Below are 19,342 nucleotides of genomic sequence, written 5' to 3' on the forward strand. Positions count from 1 at the left end.
GGCGCGTACGCCCCGCCCGCAGAGGGCTCAGCCGACCGGTCGGCGTACCGCCCCGACCAGCAGCGCGGCCGCGATCAACAGGCCGCCGGTGTAGCACGGGCCGAGATCGCCCGCCGGGGTGCCGAGGGTGGTGGCGGCGAGGAGCGGGCCGGTGGTGGCGCCGAGATTGAGGGCGGCGGTCGCGTAGGCGCCCGCCAGGGTCGGGGCGCCGGACGCCTCGTACAGCACCCGGGTGATCAGGGTGGCGCCGACCGCGAAGGACAGCGCGCCCAGCAGGAACACCAGCGGCAGCAAGGCGCCGGGCACGTGGGCCGAGGCGGCGAGGGCGGGCCAGCCCGCCAGCAGCAGCGGCCCGCCGACGGCGAGGACCAGGTCGGGGCGCCGGTCCGCGAGCCGCCCGGCGACGGTGACCCCGGCGAACGAGCCGGCGCCGAACAGCACCAGGGCGACCGGCACCCACAGCTCGCCCAGTCCGGCCGGGCCGGTGACCACGGGGGCGAGGAAGGTGAAGCCGCCGAAGGTCGCCGCGTTCACCAGCGCGGCGAGCAGCATCGCGCGCCGCAGCGGCGGGCGGCGCAGTTCGGCGAGCTCCGCGCGCAGGGCCGGGGCGGCCCGGTCGGTCGAAGCGGCAACGGGCGGAAGGAACGTGGCGAGGCCGACGGCGGCCGGCAGGCAGAGCAGCGCGACGGCCCAGAACGCGGCGCGCCACCCGAACAGCGAGCCCAGCACCGCCCCGCCCGGGACGCCGACGACCGTGGCCACCGTCGTCCCGGAGAGCAGTACGGCGAGCGCCCGCCCCTTGCGGTCCGCCGGGACGAGGGCGGCGGCGGTGGTCAGGGCGACGGCCAGGAACCCGGCGTTGGCGAGCGAGGCGACCACCCGGGTGGTGAGCAGGACGGGGAAGCTCGCGGTCACGGCCCCGACGGCGTGCGCCGCCGCGAAGGCCAGCACGAACCCGAGCAGGCTGCCGCGCCCCGTCCGGCCGCGGGCGAGCACGGCCATCAGTGGCGCGCCGACGGCCATCCCGACGGCGAAGGCCGAGGTGAGCCCGCCGGCCGTACCGACGGTGACGCCGAGGTCGGCGGCGAGGCCGGGCAGCAGCCCGGCCAGCATGAACTCCGAGGTGCCCATGGCGAACACGGCCAGGGCGAGCAGATAGAGGGGGAGGGGCATCGAGAGGCTCCGAGGAGGCGGTGGGAACGAGGAACGGACGTCTCGTCACCGCACGCTCAGCCCCCGGGCGGCGCGGACACGGCGCTCGCCCGGAACACTCGGGGTTTCCGGAGATTCAGGGGGCTGACGGCGCGTGACCGAAAGCCCCCACCCTGGATGCCTCAGGGCTCGACATGCCCCGCAGGCTACCGGACCGCCCACCGCCCGAGCACCCGGGTTTCCCGCCCGCCCGGGGCGGCTCACAGCCGTTCGTTCCGCCGCGACCTGCCCCGTCCCGCCCTGTCCCGTCCCGCCCCGTCCCGTCCCGTCCCGCCGCGACCACGCGGGCGCCGGGCCACGGCGGGAGGTCTCACGGCACCAGCACCCGCAGGGCGCTCTTCGCCACCGCGACATCCACCGGGAGGGAGGCGATGAACTCCCCGTCGGCGTAGGCGGTGATGCCCGGGGACTCGATCCGCAGGGACTCCGTGCGCAGGGTGGTGACCTCAGGGTGGCTGGTGTGGGCGCCCTTGAGGAGGGTGGGGAAGAAGCGGGCGATCCGCAGCCGGGGCATGGCGTCGACCAGGGTGACGTCGAGCAGGCCGTCGTCCGGCAGGGCGGCGGGGCACATCAGCATGCCGCCGCCGTAGCTGCGGGTGTTGCCGACGGCGGCCAGGGTCAGGTCCCGTTCGATGACGGTGCCGTCGGCGAGGGTGATCCGGAACGGCAGCGGGCGCAGGTTGGCGAACTCGGCGACGATGGCGAGGTTGTAGCGCATCCGGCCGCGCGGCCAGCGCAGCCGGTTGGCACGGTCGCTGACCAGGGAGTCGAAGCCGGTGGCGAGGACGGTGCCGTACCAGCGCACCGCCCCGTCGGGGCCGGTGATCCGGCCGAGGTCGACGCCCCGGGTGCGCCCGGCGGCGATCACGTCGGCGGCGGCCTCGGGGGCGCCGAGCGGCAGGCCGTACTCGCGGGCGTGGTCGTTGCCGGTGCCGGCCGGTATCACGCCGAGCGGGACGGGGGTGCCGGCCAGGGCCTGGAGGGCGAGGTTGATCATGCCGTCGCCGCCGACCACGGCCACCGCGTCCACGCCGTCCGCGGCCGCCTCGCGGGCGAGGCGCACGGCGTCCTCGGGGGAGCGCCCGGCGTGCGGTTCGACCTGGAGGCCGAGGGCCCGCAGCCGGGCGGTGGCCCGGTGGGCGGCGGGTCCGGCGTGGCCGATTCCCGCCGCCGGGTTGGTGAGAACGGCGACCCTGCGGACGGTTCTCACGCCGGTCACGGAATCAGCTTGCCGGGGTTGAGGATGCCCGCCGGGTCGAGTTCGGCCTTGACGGCGCGCAGGATGCGCACGCCCAACTCGCCGACCTCCTCGGTCATCCAGGGCCGGTGGTCGGCACCGACGGCGTGGTGGTGGGTGATGGTGCCGCCCGCGCCGACGATGGCGTCCCCGGCGGCGCGCTTGGCGGCGCCCCAGCGGGTGAGCGGCTCCTCGCCGAGGGCGGCGACGACGGTGAAGTAGAGCGAGGCGCCGGTCGGGTAGACGTGCGAGATGTGGCAGAGCACCAGGGAGCCGGGCAGCGCGCCGGTGAGCGCCTCGGTGACGGCGGTGCGCAGCCGGGCGAGCCGCTCCCAGCTGGTGGCGGTCTCCAGGGTCTCGCACAGCGCGCCCGCGCTGAGCAGTGAGTCGCGCAGGTAGGGGGCGCCGAACCGGCCGTGCTCCCAGGCCCGGGCGGGGCCCTCGCCGAGCGAGGTGCCGCCGGCCGCGAGCAGGACGTCCCGGGTGAGCTGCCGGCGGGCGGCGACCTGGGCGGCGCTGCCCTCGAAGACGGTGACGGCCAGGCAGCCGCTGACCGCCGGGGCGCCGCCGATCTGCTCGGTCATCGCGAGGTTGACCATGGTCTCGGCCTCGTCGGAGAGCCGGATCACGGTCGGGCCGGTGCCCTGCTGTTCGACGGCGCGCAGCGCGGCCGTGCCGGTGGCGAAGTCGGGGAAGCTCCACGCCTCGTACGCCTTGACGGCGGGCAGCGGGTGAACGCGCAAGCGGACGGCGGTGATCACGCCCAGGGTGCCCTCGGAGCCGAGGAAGAGCTGGCGCAGGTCGGGGCCGGCGGCGGAGGCGGGGGCGCGGCCGAGGTCGAGCACCCCGGCGGGGGTGACGACGCGCAGCCCGCGCACCATCTCGTCGAAGCGCCCGTATCCGGCGGAGTCCTGGCCGGAGGAGCGGGTGGCCGCGAAGCCGCCGATGGTGGCGTAGCGGAAGCTCTGCGGGTAGTGGCCGAGTTCCCAGCCGCGCTCGGCGAGCAGTGCCTCCGCTGCCGGGCCGGTGAGGCCCGCGCCGAGGACGGCCTCGCCGGAGGTCTCGTCGAGGGTGTGGAGGCGGTCGAAGCGGCGCAGGTCGAGCGAGACGACGGCTTCGAAGGCCCCGCGTTCGGGGGCGAGGCCGCCGACCACGCTGGTGCCGCCGCCGAACGGGACGACGGCGATGCGGCGTTCGGCGCACACCGCGAGGACGGCGGCGATCTCCTGCTCGGTGCCGGGCAGGACGACCGCGTCGGGCGCGTCCTGCGGCTCGCGGCTGCGGCGGCGCAGCAGGTCGGGGGTGGACTTGCCGCCGGCGCGCGGCAGCCGGTCGGCGTCGGCGGCGCTGACGTGGGCCTCGCCGACGGCGGCGGCCAGCGCCTTGAGGTCCTCGGCGGAGATCCGGGACGGCAGCAGCACGACCTCGTCGGCGCTCGGCCCGGGGGCGGCGTCTCCGGTGACCCCGAGGGCGGCGGCGAGCAGTCCCTTGATGTCGGCGGACAGCTCCTTGGCGAGGGCCGGGTCGCCCCAGGCGTCCCACTTCATCGGGGGGAGCGGAAGCGCGGCGCCGGCCGGTCCCGCTTGCGTCTCAGGTGCCATGCGTTACAGTTTCACACATCATGTCAAGTAGTAACGCCGAGCCTCAGACCCCGCCCCCCGGGGAGCGCAGCACCGACGACGCGATCCTGGACGCCGCCGCCGACCTGATCGTCCACCTCGGCGTGCGCCGCACCCAGCTCGCCGAGATCGCCCGCCGCGCCGGAGTCAGCCGCCCCACCGTCTACCGCCGCTGGCCGGACGTCCGGGCGGTGATCGGCGCGCTGCTCACCCGGGAGATCCTGACCACCCTGGAGGGCGCCGCGCCCGCCGGCGAGGACCGGGAGGCCTTCGTCGAACGGACCGTGGAGATCGCCGTCCGGCTGCGCGACCACCCGGTGATCGGCGCACTGCTCCACTCCGACGACTCCGACCTGCTGCTCCGGTACGTCGTCGAACGGCTCGGCGCCAGCCAGCGCGGACTGCTGGAGGCGCTGCGCACCGGCATCGAGCAGGGCCAGGCGCACGGCTCGATCCGGGCCGGCGAACCGCTCGAACTGGCCGCCATGGTCCTGCTGATCGCCCAGTCCACCGTCCAGTCGCACCGCATGGTCGCCTCCCTGCTGCCCGAGGCGGCCTGGCGGCGCGAACTGGCCAGAGCGCTGAACGGATACCTCGCGCCATGACCCGCACCGCAGGCCCGTACGCCGGCACCTCCCGACTCGACGCCACCCGAAGGGAGCTGGAGCTCCAAACGCTCGGCGACGCTCCCCGGATCGACCTCCTGGTGATCGGCGGCGGCGTCACCGGCGCCGGGGTGGCCCTGGACGCCGCCGCGCGCGGCCTGTGCACGGTGCTGGTCGAGGCCCGCGACCTGGCCTTCGGCACCAGCCGCTGGAGCTCCAAGCTGGTGCACGGCGGCCTGCGCTACCTCGCCTCCGGGCGGATCAAGGTGGCCCGGGAGAGCGCCGTGGAGCGCGGTGTGCTGATGACCCGCACCGCCCCGCACCTGATCCGCGCACTGCCCCAACTGGTGCCGCTGCTCCCGGACTTGCTGCGCCCCGGCCAAGCCGCGCTGATCCGCACCGGCTTCCACGCCGGGGACGCGCTGCGGCTGAGCGCGGGCACCCCGGGCGCGCTGCTGCCCCGGGTGCGCCGGATCGACGCCGCTCGGACCCGCCGGCTGGTGCCGGGCGTGCGCACGGACGGGCTGCGCGGCGCGCTGGTCGCCCACGACGGCCAACTCGTCGACGACGCCCGGCTGGTGGTCGCGTTGGCCCGCACCGCCGCGCAGTACGGCGCGAACGTGCTGACCAGGGTGCGCGCCGAGGACGTCACCGGCACCTCGGCCCGGCTGGTCGACACCCTGACCGGGCAGGAACTGACCGTCCGGGCCGGTGCGGTGGTCAACGCCACCGGCGTCTGGGCGGGCGAGGTGGACGACTCGATCAGGCTCCGGCCCAGCCGGGGCACCCACCTGCTGGTGGACGCCGAACTGCTCGGCCACCCGACCGCGGCCCTCACGGTGCCGGTGCCCGGCTCCACCAGCCGTTTCGTCTTCGCCCTGCCGCAGCAGCTCGGCCGGGTGGCGATCGGCCTGACCGACGAGGACGCCCCGGGCCCGATCCCGGACGAGCCGCGGCCCACCGAGGCCGAGCTGTCCTTCCTCCTCGACACCGTCAACGCGGCCCTCGCCACCGCCCTGACCAGGGAGGACGTGCGCGGCGCGCACGCCGGGCTGCGCCCGCTGATCGACACCGGGGACGGCAGCACCGCCGACATCTCCCGCGAGCACGCGGTGCTGGAGTCCCCGTCCGGGGTGGTCACCGTGGTCGGCGGCAAGCTCACCACCTACCGCCGGATGGCCCAGGACGCGGTGGACGCCGCCGTGCGGCTGCGCGGTCTGCCCGCCCGGACCTGCTGGACGGCCCGGCTGCCGCTGGTCGGCGCCCCCGGCCACCGGGACAGCCGGCCGCTTCCGGGCGGCAGGGCGCAGGGCGGGGAGGCGCCCGACTCGCTGCTCGCCCGGCACGGGGGCGCGGCCCACGAGGTGCTGGCGGCGGGGGAGTTGACGCCGATCGCGGAGGGCCTGGACGTGACCCGCGCCGAGATCGCCTACGCCGTCAGCCACGAGGGCGCGCTGGACGCGGCCGATGTGCTGGACCGTCGGACCCGTATCGGGCTGGTCCCGGCGGACGCCGAGCGGGCCCGCTCGGCGGTCGAGGAGATCGTCGCGGAACTCCGCTGAACGCGGCGGGCCGGTGCGGCAGTTCGCCGCACCGGCCCGGTCCCGCTGCCGCTACGAGTCGGTCTTGAGCGGCGCCTGGAGGCTCCAGGCCCGCCCGTCGGGGTCGCGGACGGTCGCCATCCGGGTGCCGAAGTGGGTGTCCTCGAACGGGGTTTCCAGCGCCACGCCCTCGCCGGCCCGGAAGGCGTCGGCGTCCGCCACCTTCAGCACCAGCTGCACCTGCGGCTGCCGGTCCGCCGGGATCTCGGCGATGAACAGGGTGGGGCTGTCGCCCTTGCGCAGCTGGCCGGAGTTGTGGTCGGTGGCGAACTCCAGCTCGTAGCCCAGGCCCTGGAAGAACTTCACGGACTTGCCCCAGTTGTGGGTCTCCATGAACACGGCTTCGATGCCCTCGGTGGTCATCTCAGTCCTCCTCGACGGATTTCTCGACGGACTTCTCGGACGGTTGCTCCTGCTGGGCGGCGGGGGCGTCGCCGAGGTAGGCGCGCAGTGCCTCGGCGACCAGTGCCGACAGCGACAGTTCCTGCTCGACGGCGCGGAACTTGACCTGCTTGATCAGCCCGATCGGCAGGTACACGTTGAACTGCTTCACATCCTCGTCTCCCACACCCATGATGCTAGCACCATAGCTTGCTAGCAAGGTAGCCCCGGGAAGATGCGGCCGTACGAGGGGCGGCGGAGTCAGCGCGCCGTGCGCTCGGGCATCGGGTGTTCGGCGCCGGCCAGCTCCAGGACGCAGGAGAGCGGCTGCTCGGCCCGCCCGGTGCGCTCCAGCCGCACCGCGAGCGGCGTCGGCGGCTCCTCGGCGACCTGGGCGGCGAGGGTCAGCGGATAGGCGCCGTGCCCGTGGACGCGATGGAAGGCGCACTCCTTGCCGTCGACCAGCAGCTCGGTCTCGGTGATCCAGCCGGAGCGGACGTTGACGGTCACCGAGTGCCCGTCCCGGTCGAGGTGGAAGCTGTACCGCTGGCGCATCGGGACCTCCGGCGACAGGGCCTGTGGCGAGGGGAGATCCAAGGGGGTGGATCCCAGGTCAGTGTAGGCGGGAAGGTCGCTAGGGTGCTCGGCATGCGAAGCGCGACAGGCGGCCCGCGGCCGTACGGCCCGGGCGGCGAGGCGGCCGAGGACGAGTACGTCCTCGGGCTGTACCGGGTGCCCGTGAAGGCGCGGACGGGCCGCAAGGGCGGCCCGGCGCCCCGGACCGGTCGGCTGGCCGCCTACGCGGACGGCGGCGCGCTGCGGGCCGTCCTGCGCCGCCTGGGGGAGCGGGCCCTGCCCACCCTGGCCCGCCATGAGCCGGATCTCGACTTCAGCAGCCGGATCAAGCAGCCGTCGATGGCCGCGCTGGTCCGGGAGATCGAGCAGGTCGACCGGGCCCGGCTCCCGGCCGCCGAGCGCGAGGTGCTGGGCCTGCTGCTGGACTGGGGCCGCCGGGCGCTGGCCGAGGACGGCGCGCTGCGGATCGTGATCGACGCCGGGCAGTGACCGGCCGGCCCTGCCTCGGGGACCCTGAGGAATCCCGGGGGCGGGGCCCGCCTCCGGATGGATTCTCGTGATCTCTACAGTGTTGTAGATTCGTCCACAGGGAGAGATCCGAGGAGGGCATTGTGGGAGTTTCGCTGGCCAAGGGCGGCAACGTCTCGCTCAGCAAGGAGGCGCCCGGTCTGAGCGCCGTGATCGTCGGACTCGGCTGGGACGTGCGGACCACCACCGGGGCCGACTACGACCTGGACGCCAGTGCGCTGCTGTGCAACGCGCTGGGCAAGGTGGTCTCCGACCAGCACTTCGTGTTCTTCAACAACCTTCGCAGCCCCGAGGGTTCGGTCGAGCACAGCGGCGACAACCTGACCGGCGGCGGTGACGGGGACGACGAGCAGATCAAGGTCGACCTGGCCGCCGTCCCGGCCGACGTGGCCAAGGTGGTCTTCCCGGTGTCGATCTACGACGCCGACGCCCGGCTCCAGAACTTCGGCCAGGTGCGCAACGCGTTCATCCGGATCGTCAACCAGGCCAACGGCCAGGAGATCGCGCGCTACGACCTGACCGAGGACGCCTCGACCGAGACCGCGATGGTCTTCGGCGAGCTGTACCGCAACGGTGTCGAGTGGAAGTTCCGCGCCATCGGCCAGGGCTACGCCTCCGGCCTGCGCGGCATCGCCACCGACTACGGGGTCAACGTCTGACGCTCCACCGCGAGTCGACAGGGGTTTCGGCGGCCGTCGCGAGCGCTCAGTCGGTACGGCCGAGCGCGTGGCCGCCGAATCCCCTTTCGTCCTTGCTGAGTTGCCGCTGCCACCAGGCGGTCATGGCCGGCTCGTCCATCCGCGACCAGTCCGGCGCCTCGGTGACCTGGGCCCGGCCGAGGGTGCGACCCAAGTTCACCAACTCCCGCCCTTCGGCGGTCCGTTCGCGGTCGTAGGCGGCCATCAGGGCCGGCCAGGAGCCGGCCTCGCGCGCGGCCAGCTCGAAGGCGTGGGCGTCCTGCATGGCCTTCACCGCGCCGCTGGTGTTGTGCGGGCGCACCACGGTGGCCGCGTCCCCGCCGAGCAGCAGCCGGCCGGCCGTGCGGCGCGGGGTCGCCAGGTCGTAGATCGGCTGGAGGAAGGTCCGTTCCCGCGGGGTGAGCGTGACCAGGCCGGCCCAGTACGGCGGCAGCTGCCGCTCGGCGAGCTGCCGCAGTTCGTCCAGCTGCCGGTCGGTGAGGCTGCCCGCCGGGATACTGGTCGGGCCGTCCAGCCGCAGCCAGCCGGGGGTGGGGGCGTACATCACCCAGTTCACCCGGGTGCTGCCGGGCTCCAGTCCGGGGATGCGGTAGATCACCACCTGGCCGCCGGGGTAGCAGACGGTGATGCACTGCTCCTGCGGCCAGGGCGCCGCGCCGCCGGGCAGCTCGGCCAGCAGGGCGGAGTCGTAACTGCCGCGCCAGCACACGTAACCGGCGTACTCGGGCTCGGCCCGCGGGCAGACCGCCGCGCGCACCACCGAGCGGTAGCCGTCGGCGCCGATCACCAGGTCGTAGGTCTCGCGGCCGCCGCCCGCCTCGACCCAGGCGCCGTCCGGCTCGTTGCCGACCGCCTTCACCGTGGTGCCCAGCCGGAACTCGACCTGCTCGGGCGTCCGCTCGCGCAGCGCCTGCCAGAGCACGCCCCAGTGGTGGGAGTGGAACGGGAAGGGCTGGGCCCAGAGCAGCCGCCCGCAGCCGTCCGGCCCGTCGCCCTCGCCGGGCGCGCCCCGGGTGACCCAGCGGCGGACGGTCAGGCGGTGGCGGCGGGTGTCCGCGCCGAGGTGCCCGGCCCGGACCAGTTCGTCGAAGCGGTCGTTGTGGGTGCACAGCCCCACACCCCGGTCCTCCAGCCGGCCGGGGCTGCGTTCCAGCACCACCACCCGCCGCGCGCCGAGCCGCGCGGCGGCGCCGGCGAAGGCGCTCCCGGCGATGCTGCTGCCGACCACGGCCACCGAGCCACCCCGCACAGTCGCCCCTCTCCCGAGCTCGCGATGCCCTGTGATGTCCCCGACGAGGTCCGGGACGACTCCCGGGAGACGACGATACGCCGCCCTCCCGGGGCAGGTCCCGTGTTCGTCGGCAAAGGGGTGCGGGCTGTTTTGCAACTTGTTGCACACCGCCCCGCCCGTCCCCTACTCTGCGGTAACAACGCCCCCCAGCCCGCGCCCCAGGAGACGTCGATGAGCGCCCACCCCGGCAGCAGCCGCTACCCGCACCTGCTCAGCCCGCTCGACCTCGGCTTCACCACCCTGCCCAACCGCGTGATCATGGGCTCGATGCACGTCGGCCTGGAGGAGGCCCCCGGCGGCTACGAGCGGATGGCCGCCTTCTACGCCGAGCGGGCCCGCGGCGGCGTCGGCCTGATCGTCACCGGCGGCATCGCCCCCAACGAGGCCGGGCGCCCCTGGGAGGGCGGCGCGATGCTGACCACCGAGGAGGAGGCCGACCAGCACCGGGTGGTCACCGACGCGGTGCACGCCGCCGGTGGCAAGATCGCCCTCCAGATCCTGCACTTCGGCCGCTACGCCTACCACCGCGACCTGGTCGCCCCCAGCGCGATCCAGGCCCCGATCAGCCCCTTCACGCCCAACGAGCTCACCGCCGAGCAGGTCGAGCAGACCATCGAGGACTTCGCCCGCTGCGCCGAACTCGCCCGCCGCGCCGGGTACGACGGCGTCGAGATCATGGGCTCCGAGGGCTACCTGATCAACGAGTTCATCGTCGCCGCGACCAACCGCCGCGAGGACGAGTGGGGCGGCCCGTACGAGCGCCGGATGCGCTTCCCGGTGGAGATCGTCCGCCGGGTCCGCGAGCGGGTCGGCGAGGACTTCATCATCGTCTACCGCCTCTCCATGCTCGACCTGGTGCCCGGCGGCTCCACTCTGGACGAGGTCGTCCAGCTCGCCCAGGCCGTCGAGGCCGCCGGGGCGAGCATCATCAACAGCGGCATCGGCTGGCACGAGGCCCGCATCCCCACCATCGCCACCTCGGTGCCGCGCGGCGCCTTCGGCTGGGTGACCAAGAAGGTGATGGGCACCGTCGGCATCCCGCTGGTCACCACCAACCGCATCAACACCCCCGAGATCGCCGAGCGGCTGCTCGCCGAAGGCAGCGCCGACCTGGTCTCGATGGCCCGCCCGCTGCTCGCCGACGCCGACTTCGTCGCCAAGGCCCGGGCCGACCGCGCCGAGGCCATCAACACCTGCATCGGCTGCAACCAGGCCTGCCTCGACCACACCTTCAACCTCCAGATCACCTCCTGCCTGGTCAACCCGCGCGCCTGCCACGAGACCGAACTCGTCCTCGGCCCCACCAAGTCGCGCAAGCGGATCGGTGTCGTCGGGGCCGGCCCGGCCGGACTCGCCTTCGCCGTCTCCGCCGCCGAACGCGGCCACGACGTCACCCTGTACGACGCCGCCGAGAAGATCGGCGGGCAGCTGGACATCGCCCGGCGCATCCCCGGCAAGGAGGAGTTCGACGAGACGCTGCGCTACTTCCGCACCCGGCTGGCCGAGTTGGCCGTCACGCTGCGGCTCGGCGCGACCGTCACCGCCGAGCAGCTCGCCGCGGCGGGCCACGACGAACTCGTCCTCGCCACCGGCGTCACCCCGCGAACTCCCGCCGACATCCCGGGAATCGACCACCCCAGCGTGCTCGGCTACCTCGACGTGCTGCGCGACGGCGCGCCGGTCGGCGAGCGGGTCGCCATCCTCGGCGCGGGCGGCATCGGCTTCGACGTGGCCGAGTTCCTCACCGACCAGGGCGACGCGGCGAGCCTCAACCCGACGGTGTTCCAGGCGAAGTGGGGCATCGACCCGGAGTACCGCGACCGCGGCGGCCTGCGCGCCCCCGAGCGGCCCAAGCCCCCGCGCAGCGTCCACCTGCTCCAGCGCAAGACCGGCAAGGTCGGCGCCGGCCTCGGCAAGACCACCGGCTGGATCCACCGCACCGAACTCAAGCACCGCGGCGTGGTGATGGTCCCCGGCGTCAGCTACGACCTGATCGACGACGCCGGTCTGCACATCACCGTGGACGGCGAGCGCCAACTGCTGCCGGTGGACACCGTGGTGCTCTGCACCGGCCAGGAGCCGCGCCGCGACCTGTACGAGGCGCTGCGCGAGCGCGGCCTCCCGGCGCACCTGATCGGCGGCGCCGACGTGGCCGCCGAACTGGACGCCAAGCGGGCGATCAAGCAGGGCACCGAACTGGCCGCCTCCCTCTGACGGCCCGGGCCGGCCTCCCGCCCCACCCGGCGCGGGAGGCCGACCCGGGAAACCCCTTGCCGCCCGTCCGCCCGTTGTTGCTAGGATCCGCGGGCCACAGAGTGGATCAAGAACGGATCAGGGGGAGCGAGTCGATGGACGAGCAGGTCGGGTCGGCGCACAGACCGGCGGTGGACGAGCGGATCGAGCTGGCGTACACGCCGACGATGGGGGACTACCAGGAGGCGCTGGCCGCCCGGGCCCGGTCGACGCGCTCGGGCCGACGCACCCGGAAGGGCCTGTACGTGGTCGCGGCGTGCGCCGTGATCGGCGCCGCGTCGGGGCTCGCCAAGGGGGAAGGGATCGACGCCCCGGGGGTGATCTCGCTCCTCGTCGGCGCGGCCTTCCTCCTGCTGGTGCCCCGGCTCCAGGCGCGCCAGTTCCACCGACTGGCCGCCGACAAGGGCGAGTTCCACGTCACCGTGGAGGCGTCCGGCGTGACCATCGCCAACCGCCAGTCCAGCAGCACCCTGACCTGGCAGGCGACCCCGTCCTACGTGGAGACCCCGGGGCTGTTCGTCCTGCTCAGCGGCGACAAGAGCAACGCCTGCCTGAGCATCCTGCCCAAGCGCGGCACCGCCGACCCCGACCGACTGCGCGCCCTGCTCGCCGAGCACGCCACGGCGCTCTGACCGGACCGCTCCCCGTACGATCGACGGCATGTCTCTGCCGCACGCCATCCTCACCGCCCTGCTGGAGAAGCCGTCCTCGGGGCTGGAGCTGACCCGGCGGTTCGACAAGTCGATCGGCTTCTTCTGGTCCGCCACCCACCAGCAGATCTACCGCGAACTGGGCCGGCTGGAGGCGTCCGGGCACATCCGGGCGCTCCAACCGACCGGGCCGGTGCGCGGGCAGAAGAAGCAGTACGAGGTGCTGCCGGAGGGTCGCGCCGAACTGGCCCGCTGGACGGCCGAGAGTTCGGAGCCGCGCGCCCTGCGGGAGCCGCTGCTGCTGCGGCTGCGGGCGGCCGCGGTGGTCGGCACGGCCGGACTGGCGGCCGACCTGGAGCGCCATCTCGCCCTGCACCGCGAGCAGTTGGCCGACTACCGGGAGATCGAGCGGCGCGACTTCCCGGTTGAGCGGGCGGCGGAGGAGAACCGGCTCCAGCACGCGGTGCTGCGGGCCGGCATCGGGCTGGAGGCCTTCTGGGTGCAGTGGCTCGCCGAGACCCTGGAGAGCCTGCCCGCCGTCGATCCCGACTCCGGAAACAGCCCCTGACCTGCGCGGATGTCGGCCCGCGCGCCTGGCTCGGCGCCCGGTGGGACACTGGTGGCTCCGTCCCTGCCCGAACTCTCGACCGGGGGCCCGTATGTCTCTCTCCAGGCCCATCCACGCCCTCACCGCCGCGGCCGCCGTCGTGGCGGTCGCCCTGGGCCCGGCGGCCCAGCCGGCACCCGCCGCAACCGCCCCGCCACTGCCCACCGCGGACCGACTGAAGTCGGCCCTGCTGACCGCGGCCGACCTCGGCCCGGGCTGGACCGCGACCCCGGTGACCCAGGGCGCCGGCTCTGCCGGCTCCGGCGGGACCGCGGAGCCGGTGACCGGCTGCGCCGGGCTCAACGCCCTGATCACCATGCACTCCGCCCGGACCGGTACGCGGATCCCGCAGGCCGCGGTCGCGCTCGACGGCCCGAACGGCACCCCGATGGTCACCCAGGCCCTCGCGGCCGAGGCGACGGACCGGCTCACCGCCGACTACAACACGGCCGCCGACGCCCTGCGGACCTGCCACAGCATCACCTTCAACGGCGGCGCCAACGACAGGGTGACCTTCACCGTCAGCCCGGTCACCCTCGGCGACCGCAAGGAAGCCCCCGCCGTCCATCTCACCGGCACCCTGGCCGGCGTCCAACTCAACGGCTACGTCGGCATCGAGCGCTTCGGCAACGTGGCCATGGCCTTCGGCTACTTCGAGCGCATGGGCGACTCCAAGCAGGCCGCCTCGACGCAGTACCGCAAGGCCGTCGCCAAGGTCGAACGCACCCTCGGCGCCAAAGCGGGCAGCACCACGCCCGTCACCGCCGTCCCCACCGGACAGCGCGCCTGAACCGTGCTGATGGGGGCCCTGCCCGGCCAACCGGCGGGCAGGGCCTCGGTGTTGAACGGGACGGCCGCACCCCCGCGGCGGCCGCCCGCCGGGGTCTACGGGTGGTAGACGACCTCGGGGAAGGCCTTCGAGGGCCCGTCCAGCAGGTCACCGCGGTGGCGGCCGCGCAGGTGGAGGTCGAAGAAGGCGAGCGGGTAGGCCTGTTGGACGAGCACGCCACGGCCGGGGTCGAGGGTGCCCACCTGGTCCTGGATCTGCTGCTCGGTCATGCCCAGCAGCCTGCCCGCCTGGGGGATCAGCGTCATGGTGTCGCCGTAGGAGGAGTGGACGGCGCCGGTGGCCTGGACATCGAGACGCCAGCCGCGCAGGTGGTTCCAGAAGGTCTCGGCGGCCGGGTTGACGGCGCGGGCGAAGTCGGCGGTCATCAGCATGAACGGCCGGTCGATGTCGGCACTGGGAGCGGGGTTGGACTGCATCGGCCCGTCGAAGGAGAGCCCGGCGCGGATCCGCTGGTCGGCGTCCATCGCGAGGGCGACGGCGGTGCCGCCCTTGGACCAGCCGCAGGCACCGATGTTGCGCGCGTCCAGGCCGCCGAGCAGACCGGCCGGCAGGGCGCGGCCGTCCACGTCGGGGTTGCGGCCATGGGCCAGGTCGACGACCCGGTCGAGCAGGAAGAGCAGGTCGGCGGCGTAGTCCCTCGGGTGCAGCCCGGGCAAGGGGGCGTCCCGGGTGACGACGGTGCCGTCCGGGAATTCGGTGATCCCGTCGTGGGTGTGGTCGACGGTGACGACGGCGAACCCGTGGCTGGCCAACTCCTGGACCACGATGGTGTGGTCGGCGCGGTGGCTGCCCGCGCCGTGCGAGTAGAGCACGACGGGCAGCGGCCGGCCGGCTCGGTGGACCGGGGCGCCCTGGTGGCCCGAGGTGAGCGGGGCGAGCGAGGGCGGGAGCGGGTAGCCGACGTCGTCGAGGAAGGCGCGCAGCGCGCCCTCGGTCATCCAGGGGGCGAGCGGGTACGCGGCGGCGTCCGCGGCCCGGGCCGGGTACCAGACGGTGGCCATCAGCTCACGGAACCGTCCGGGCCTGGCGTTCGGGTCCAGCCGGGCTTCGTCGCGCAGGTGCAGCGGCACCATGCCCACCGGGAACGGGCCGGTGGGCGCGGGCAGGGTGAGCCGGGCGGGGGTGCCGGTGGCGGCGGGCGAGGCGGGCGGGGCGGGCGAGGCCGAGGCGACGCCGGCCAGGCCCAGCGGCGCGGCCGCGCCCAACGCGAGTGCGGCGCCCAGAATGTGACGGCGACTCAGCCCGGTACGGGGCGCGATCGGCGTGGTGTCCATCGACGTGGTGTCCATGCGCGGAACGCTGTCACGCGGGCCGAACGGGCGGCATCGGCCCGTCGGTTGATCCTCGGCCACCCGGCATTGGCCCACGGGTTTACATCCCCGGGCCGATGCGGAAGCCGGGTGAAGGAGATCCACCCGCGAGGCCGCTGGGCTGGCCCGGGGCGATCCGGAGGGAGCCTGCCCGCCGGGGGCCGGGCCGACCGGGGGCAGCCGCCGCGCCGGGCGAGGGGGTGAAGATCGAAATGCGGGGACGGCCGCGGCCCGCCACGGTGGGACCGTGGCTTCCATCGTCGTCCTCTTCGAAATGGCCCCGGACCAGGCCCTCGGTGCCGAGGGCGTCGGGCCGGGCGTGGTCGCGGTGCACGCCGCCGGCCAGGATCCGGACGTCCCGGAGGACCCACAGGCGCGCACCCTCTGCGGGCTGGACACCGCTCCGATGGAGCACGCCCACTACCGCCCCGGCCGACCGGGCGAGCCGTGGTACCCGCCCGAGCTGGAGCAGCAGCGCTGCCGGCTCTGCGAGGCGGCGCTGCGCCGGCTCTGAGACCCGATGCCCGCCAGGCGGCCGGACACCCGTCAGCGCGGCCGGTGGGCCACCGCGGTGAACATCGTCACCGAGAGGTGGAAGGCCCCGCGCTCGGCGGCCGCGTCCAGATCGTCGTAGAGCCGGTCGCGCCGCTCCTCGGTGAGCAGGCCCCGTTCGATGGCCGTCGTGCAGATCGCGCGCAGCAGCGGCCGGGGCACGGCGTACGGGTCGGCCAGCAGGACGTCGGCGCCGGTGTGGTCGACGGTCAGCCCCGCCCCCGCCAGCCAGCCCGCGAGGCTGCGTCCGGCATGGGGGGTGGCGGCGGTGCCCCAGGCGATGGCCGCCAGCGCGGGGTGGACCTCCGCGGTGGCGGGGTGGAGCAGGAAGGTGGCCCAGTCGGTGTCCAGCAGGGCGACCCGGCCGCCCGGACGCAGGACCCGGGCCATCTCGGCGACGGCCCGGGTCGGGTCGGTCACGTGCTGGAGGACGCGCTCGCACCAGACCACGTCCGCATCGGCGTCGGGCAGTGGCAGGGCGAGCGCGTCTCCCTCCAGGAATCGGGCCGGGCTGCCCGCCTCGGCGGCGCGCCGCTCGGCGACAGCCCGTAGGCCCGGGTTGGGCTCCACACCGACCGCGTGGCCTTCGGGCGCGACCGCCGCCGCGAGCACCTGGGTCTCCGAACCGGTGCCGGAGCCGATGTCCAGTGCCCGTTCGCCGGGGTGCGCGCCGAGCCGCTCGTGCGCCCATGCCCGCAGCCGCCGTACGCCCGGGTTGGCGGCCTGGACGTCCAGCACGGCCGTCAGCCGCTCCGTGACCGCGGGGTCGATGTTCGCGGTGCGGAAGGCCGAGCTGGGAGGCGGGTCGGTCATGGGGCTCACCCGGTCGGCTACTCCTGTTCTTTGGTAACTTTCGGTATTCGTCGGCTGGTTGAGGATTCTCGCGATTCTCGCGTCAGACGCCGACCGCGGTGCCGGCGTGGGCGGAAGCCGCCTGGTACTCGTCGTCGCCCTCGAACCGTGCTTCACAGCCGGTGGCCAGGGTGCTGGCGACGATGACCGGGTCGAGGATCTTGGAGCCGGAGTTCAGCTTGGCGATCCCGCTCTTGTCGGTGGTCGCGGAGCCGACCCGCTGGCCGCTCGCGGTGCTGTAGAACGTGACCTGGCGCCCCACGATCGGCTTGCCGTGCGCGTCGGTGAGCGTGGCCTCGAAGTCGCCGCTGATCGGCGCGCCGGCGATCACGTGGCCGCCGACGGTGCGTGCCGTGAGCTGGACGGGCTTCTTGGAAGTCATGGCGTAACCTCCCGGATGCTCTTGGCTACTACTTCCACGGTAGACACCCGCGCGACGGTCCGCATCCGGGCGTGTTCACAGGGCGACCCCGTCTCCATGGCAACGTGTCCGCGGCGGCCGTGTGCGGCGACCGGGCCCGGGCGCCGATCGCCTCGGCGCGGGACGCGCCCGGGTGATACCACGGCTGCGCATCGGCTGGGCATGGACGTCCAACTGCCACCCATCCGAGGGAATTTGACGGTCCATCAGTTAGAGCGCTGCCGCCCCGGACCATGATGCGGTTCAGTATCCGTCACCGAAAGGGTGGTTCGCATGGCCAGCATCAGCGGAGAGCCGATCCCGGCGATCACCGAGGCCACACTCGCCGACATCGCCGAGCACGGCCTCTGGGGCCCCGGCGCCACCGTCAACCATTCCGTGGTCGATCTCGGCAACGCCCTGGTGGCGGCCGCCCAGGGCGAGGCGGTGCAACTCCCGCCCGAGCTGGCCGAGCTGGTGGCGAAGGTGCGGCAGCGGAGCGAGATCGAGGTCTCCGCGCTCACCGTGGAGGAGAACGTCAACCTGTCGGTGTTCACGATCAAGCTGAGCGGCAACGAGCCGCGCCCGGTCGTGATCATGCCCGCCGGCTGGAACCCGATGGGCTGGCTGCCCTTCGTCTACGCCTACTACAAGCTGGCGCTGCGCGGCTACCACGTGCTGGCCTACACCCCGCGGGGCCTCGGTTACCCGAAGTGGATCTCCACCTCCACGGGGCACGTCAACGTGGCCGGGCCCGCCGACTGGTCCGACGGGTCGAAGGTGATCACCTTCGCGGAGGGTCACTTCAGCCCGTCCAAGATCGGTTTCCTCGGCCTCTCCTACGGCTCCGGGATCAGCCAGCTGGTCGCCGCGCACGACCCGGACGACCGTGTCGCGGCCGTGGCGGCGGTGAGCACCTGGGGCAACCTGGCCACCAGCCTCTACGCCAACGACACCCGGCACGTGCAGGCCGTCGACCTGTTGGTCGGCTTCACCGGCGGCCCGCGGGACGAGAAGTTCGACGCGGACACCGTGGAGATCCTCAGGAAGTTCGACGAGAACCGCGACCTGGAGGACGTGATCGCCTGGGGCAACGAGCGCTCCCCGGAGACGTACCTGGCGGAGACCAACCGGCGCGGCATCCCCACCTTCTTCTCCAACACCTGGCACGAGACGCTCTTCCCGGCCCTTCCGGTCATCGACCTGTTCAACCGGCTCGACGTGCCCAAGCACCTGAACATGTGGATCGGCGACCACGGCGCACCCGAGGGCGCCGGTCTGACCGGCCTGCCGAGCAGCCTGCCCTACCCCGGCATCAAGGACCCGGTCGAGGAGATCTACAGCTTCCTGGACCACTACCTGCTCGGCGTCGAGAACGGCGTGCCGGAGCGGCCGCAGGTGGTGAACCAGGTCATGTTCACCTACAAGACCAAGCCGGCGCTCGGCGGCAAGCAGCGGATCGTCGAGGCCGCCCGCCGGGAGGAGTACGCGTCGTGGGCGGACGTCACCACAGGCTCCGAGACCTGGTACCTGACGGGCGCCAACGGTGACGGTGACGGCGCGCTGGCGGACAAGCAGGCGGCCGGCTGGTCGCGGAGCTTCACCGTCGGCGAGACCAAGGCCGTGGCGGTGGAGGAGATCATGGGAACCGGCCAGGACGAGTGGACCGGCAACCCGCTGAGGTACGTCCTGGGCGAGTTCGAGCGTGACCGCCTGCTGGTCTGGTCGACCGACCCGCTGACCGGACAGGGCGGGGTGGCCCGCAGGATCCGGGGCGCCGCGAAGGTCCGGGTGACGGCGCGCAGCACCTCGGACGCCGCGACCCTGATCGCCTACCTGTTCGACGTCGCCCCGGACGGCAACGCGCGGATCATCACCCATGAGCCGTACACCGTGACCGGTGTGACCCCCGGCGCGGACACCACCGTCGAGTGGGAGCTCCAGCCCGTCGCGTACGACGTCCAGGCCGGTCATCGGGTGGCGCTGGTCGTGAACGGCTTCGACCCGCTGTACTTCCCGGGGAACGTGAAGCAGGTCCTCCTTCCTCCGATCACCACCACCGTCAGCTCGGCGAGCGGGAAGGAGTCCCGCCTGGAGCTGCCGCTCGGCTGATCGGGACC

General features: G+C 73.9%; 20 protein-coding genes. 10 read left to right on the forward strand and 10 right to left on the reverse strand.

Annotation, left to right across the window (positions count from 1 at the left end; all coding sequences use genetic code 11):
• Window positions 1-27 precede the first annotated feature (27 nt).
• From QWJ13_RS14280 to QWJ13_RS14290, 3 genes are all read right to left on the reverse strand, one after another.
• The gene (locus QWJ13_RS14280; RefSeq protein WP_316524459.1) at window positions 28-1,173 is read right to left on the reverse strand and encodes a Cmx/CmrA family chloramphenicol efflux MFS transporter; all 1,146 of its coding nucleotides are present in this window, start codon (window positions 1,171-1,173) and stop codon (window positions 28-30) included.
• A 349-nt stretch (window positions 1,174-1,522) separates the two neighbouring features.
• A complete protein-coding gene (locus QWJ13_RS14285; protein WP_316524460.1) occupies window positions 1,523-2,431 on the reverse strand; it encodes a diacylglycerol kinase in 909 nt (302 codons plus the stop codon).
• The gene (locus tag QWJ13_RS14290) at window positions 2,428-3,996 is read right to left on the reverse strand and encodes an FAD-binding oxidoreductase (RefSeq protein ID WP_316524462.1); all 1,569 of its coding nucleotides are present in this window, start codon (window positions 3,994-3,996) and stop codon (window positions 2,428-2,430) included. Before QWJ13_RS14290 ends, QWJ13_RS14285 begins: the two co-directional genes overlap by 4 nt.
• A 74-nt stretch (window positions 3,997-4,070) precedes the next feature.
• Between QWJ13_RS14290 and QWJ13_RS14295 the strand changes: the two genes are divergently transcribed.
• Both QWJ13_RS14295 and QWJ13_RS14300 read left to right on the forward strand, forming a co-directional pair.
• Entirely contained in the window at window positions 4,071-4,673 is a 603-nt protein-coding gene (locus QWJ13_RS14295) for a TetR/AcrR family transcriptional regulator (protein WP_316524463.1), read from the forward strand.
• Entirely contained in the window at window positions 4,670-6,235 is a 1,566-nt protein-coding gene (locus QWJ13_RS14300) for a glycerol-3-phosphate dehydrogenase/oxidase (RefSeq protein WP_316524464.1), read from the forward strand. Before QWJ13_RS14295 ends, QWJ13_RS14300 begins: the two co-directional genes overlap by 4 nt.
• A 51-nt stretch (window positions 6,236-6,286) precedes the next feature.
• Here the strand turns inward: QWJ13_RS14300 and QWJ13_RS14305 are convergent, their stop codons facing one another.
• From QWJ13_RS14305 to QWJ13_RS14315, 3 genes are all read right to left on the reverse strand, one after another.
• Window positions 6,287-6,637: a VOC family protein gene (locus tag QWJ13_RS14305; RefSeq protein WP_316524466.1), complete on the reverse strand. Its 351-nt coding sequence runs from the start codon at window positions 6,635-6,637 to the stop codon at window positions 6,287-6,289.
• A gap of 1 nt (window position 6,638) precedes the next feature.
• Window positions 6,639-6,842 (reverse strand): CopG family transcriptional regulator, encoded by a 204-nt coding sequence (locus QWJ13_RS14310; RefSeq protein WP_316524468.1) that lies wholly within the window; start codon window positions 6,840-6,842, stop codon window positions 6,639-6,641.
• Window positions 6,843-6,916: 74 nt separating this feature from the next.
• Entirely contained in the window at window positions 6,917-7,210 is a 294-nt protein-coding gene (locus tag QWJ13_RS14315) for a hypothetical protein (protein ID WP_316524469.1), read from the reverse strand.
• A 93-nt stretch (window positions 7,211-7,303) separates the two neighbouring features.
• Here QWJ13_RS14315 and QWJ13_RS14320 point away from each other — a divergent pair, with 93 nt between their 5' ends.
• Together QWJ13_RS14320 and QWJ13_RS14325 are read left to right on the forward strand one after the other, a co-directional pair.
• A complete protein-coding gene (locus QWJ13_RS14320; RefSeq protein WP_316524470.1) occupies window positions 7,304-7,720 on the forward strand; it encodes a hypothetical protein in 417 nt (138 codons plus the stop codon).
• A gap of 122 nt (window positions 7,721-7,842) precedes the next feature.
• Window positions 7,843-8,418: a TerD family protein gene (locus QWJ13_RS14325; protein ID WP_316524472.1), complete on the forward strand. Its 576-nt coding sequence runs from the start codon at window positions 7,843-7,845 to the stop codon at window positions 8,416-8,418.
• Window positions 8,419-8,464: 46 nt separating this feature from the next.
• Here the strand turns inward: QWJ13_RS14325 and QWJ13_RS14330 are convergent, their stop codons facing one another.
• Complete coding sequence (locus QWJ13_RS14330; protein WP_316524473.1) at window positions 8,465-9,706, reverse strand: FAD binding domain-containing protein; 1,242 nt, start codon at window positions 9,704-9,706, stop codon at window positions 8,465-8,467.
• A 213-nt stretch (window positions 9,707-9,919) separates the two neighbouring features.
• On the opposite strand from QWJ13_RS14330, the gene QWJ13_RS14335 reads away from it, so the two are divergent.
• The 4 genes from QWJ13_RS14335 (at window position 9,920) to QWJ13_RS14350 (ending at window position 14,048) form a co-directional block, all read left to right on the forward strand.
• Window positions 9,920-11,962 (forward strand): oxidoreductase, encoded by a 2,043-nt coding sequence (locus tag QWJ13_RS14335; RefSeq protein ID WP_316524475.1) that lies wholly within the window; start codon window positions 9,920-9,922, stop codon window positions 11,960-11,962.
• Between the two features lie 134 nt (window positions 11,963-12,096).
• Complete coding sequence (locus QWJ13_RS14340; RefSeq protein WP_316524477.1) at window positions 12,097-12,633, forward strand: YcxB family protein; 537 nt, start codon at window positions 12,097-12,099, stop codon at window positions 12,631-12,633.
• Window positions 12,634-12,661: 28 nt separating this feature from the next.
• Window positions 12,662-13,219 carry a PadR family transcriptional regulator gene (locus tag QWJ13_RS14345; protein ID WP_316524480.1) on the forward strand — a complete coding sequence of 186 codons (558 nt, stop codon included), beginning with the start codon at window positions 12,662-12,664 and terminating at the stop codon, window positions 13,217-13,219.
• Between the two features lie 91 nt (window positions 13,220-13,310).
• Complete coding sequence (locus QWJ13_RS14350; protein ID WP_316524482.1) at window positions 13,311-14,048, forward strand: hypothetical protein; 738 nt, start codon at window positions 13,311-13,313, stop codon at window positions 14,046-14,048.
• Window positions 14,049-14,143: 95 nt separating this feature from the next.
• Here the strand turns inward: QWJ13_RS14350 and QWJ13_RS14355 are convergent, their stop codons facing one another.
• Window positions 14,144-15,397, reverse strand: coding sequence for an alpha/beta hydrolase family protein (locus QWJ13_RS14355; RefSeq protein WP_316524485.1), 1,254 nt, complete (start codon window positions 15,395-15,397; stop codon window positions 14,144-14,146).
• A gap of 268 nt (window positions 15,398-15,665) precedes the next feature.
• Here QWJ13_RS14355 and QWJ13_RS14360 point away from each other — a divergent pair, with 268 nt between their 5' ends.
• Window positions 15,666-15,932 carry a hypothetical protein gene (locus QWJ13_RS14360; RefSeq protein ID WP_316524488.1) on the forward strand — a complete coding sequence of 89 codons (267 nt, stop codon included), beginning with the start codon at window positions 15,666-15,668 and terminating at the stop codon, window positions 15,930-15,932.
• Between the two features lie 32 nt (window positions 15,933-15,964).
• Here the strand turns inward: QWJ13_RS14360 and QWJ13_RS14365 are convergent, their stop codons facing one another.
• Together QWJ13_RS14365 and QWJ13_RS14370 are read right to left on the reverse strand one after the other, a co-directional pair.
• Complete coding sequence (locus tag QWJ13_RS14365) at window positions 15,965-16,783, reverse strand: methyltransferase domain-containing protein (RefSeq protein WP_316524491.1); 819 nt, start codon at window positions 16,781-16,783, stop codon at window positions 15,965-15,967.
• Window positions 16,784-16,865: 82 nt separating this feature from the next.
• The gene (locus QWJ13_RS14370; RefSeq protein WP_316524493.1) at window positions 16,866-17,204 is read right to left on the reverse strand and encodes an Ig-like domain-containing protein; all 339 of its coding nucleotides are present in this window, start codon (window positions 17,202-17,204) and stop codon (window positions 16,866-16,868) included.
• 312 nt (window positions 17,205-17,516) lie between these two features.
• Here QWJ13_RS14370 and QWJ13_RS14375 point away from each other — a divergent pair, with 312 nt between their 5' ends.
• Window positions 17,517-19,334, forward strand: coding sequence for a CocE/NonD family hydrolase C-terminal non-catalytic domain-containing protein (locus QWJ13_RS14375; RefSeq protein ID WP_316524495.1), 1,818 nt, complete (start codon window positions 17,517-17,519; stop codon window positions 19,332-19,334).
• The last annotated feature ends 8 nt before the right edge of the window (window positions 19,335-19,342 follow it).

The organism is Kitasatospora brasiliensis, from assembly GCF_032654805.1.
GTDB lineage: Bacteria > Actinomycetota > Actinomycetes > Streptomycetales > Streptomycetaceae > Kitasatospora > Kitasatospora brasiliensis.

Bases quoted from the DNA above. Each gene is read 5' to 3' on its own strand.
- QWJ13_RS14280 (WP_316524459.1), bottom strand. From the start codon at position 1,173: ATGCCCCTCCCCCTCTATCTGCTCGCCCTGGCCGTGTTCGCCATGGGC.
- QWJ13_RS14290 (WP_316524462.1), bottom strand. From the start codon at position 3,996: ATGAAGTGGGACGCCTGGGGCGACCCGGCCCTCGCCAAGGAGCTGTCC.
- QWJ13_RS14295 (WP_316524463.1), top strand. From the start codon at position 4,071: ATGTCAAGTAGTAACGCCGAGCCTCAGACCCCGCCCCCCGGGGAGCGC.
- QWJ13_RS14300 (WP_316524464.1), top strand. From the start codon at position 4,670: ATGACCCGCACCGCAGGCCCGTACGCCGGCACCTCCCGACTCGACGCC.
- QWJ13_RS14305 (WP_316524466.1), bottom strand. From the start codon at position 6,637: ATGACCACCGAGGGCATCGAAGCCGTGTTCATGGAGACCCACAACTGG.
- QWJ13_RS14315 (WP_316524469.1), bottom strand. From the start codon at position 7,210: ATGCGCCAGCGGTACAGCTTCCACCTCGACCGGGACGGGCACTCGGTG.
- QWJ13_RS14320 (WP_316524470.1), top strand. From the start codon at position 7,304: ATGCGAAGCGCGACAGGCGGCCCGCGGCCGTACGGCCCGGGCGGCGAG.
- QWJ13_RS14335 (WP_316524475.1), top strand. From the start codon at position 9,920: ATGAGCGCCCACCCCGGCAGCAGCCGCTACCCGCACCTGCTCAGCCCG.
- QWJ13_RS14340 (WP_316524477.1), top strand. From the start codon at position 12,097: ATGGACGAGCAGGTCGGGTCGGCGCACAGACCGGCGGTGGACGAGCGG.
- QWJ13_RS14345 (WP_316524480.1), top strand. From the start codon at position 12,662: ATGTCTCTGCCGCACGCCATCCTCACCGCCCTGCTGGAGAAGCCGTCC.
- QWJ13_RS14350 (WP_316524482.1), top strand. From the start codon at position 13,311: ATGTCTCTCTCCAGGCCCATCCACGCCCTCACCGCCGCGGCCGCCGTC.
- QWJ13_RS14355 (WP_316524485.1), bottom strand. From the start codon at position 15,397: ATGGACACCACGTCGATGGACACCACGCCGATCGCGCCCCGTACCGGG.
- QWJ13_RS14365 (WP_316524491.1), bottom strand. From the start codon at position 16,783: ATGACCGACCCGCCTCCCAGCTCGGCCTTCCGCACCGCGAACATCGAC.
- QWJ13_RS14370 (WP_316524493.1), bottom strand. From the start codon at position 17,204: ATGACTTCCAAGAAGCCCGTCCAGCTCACGGCACGCACCGTCGGCGGC.
- QWJ13_RS14375 (WP_316524495.1), top strand. From the start codon at position 17,517: ATGGCCAGCATCAGCGGAGAGCCGATCCCGGCGATCACCGAGGCCACA.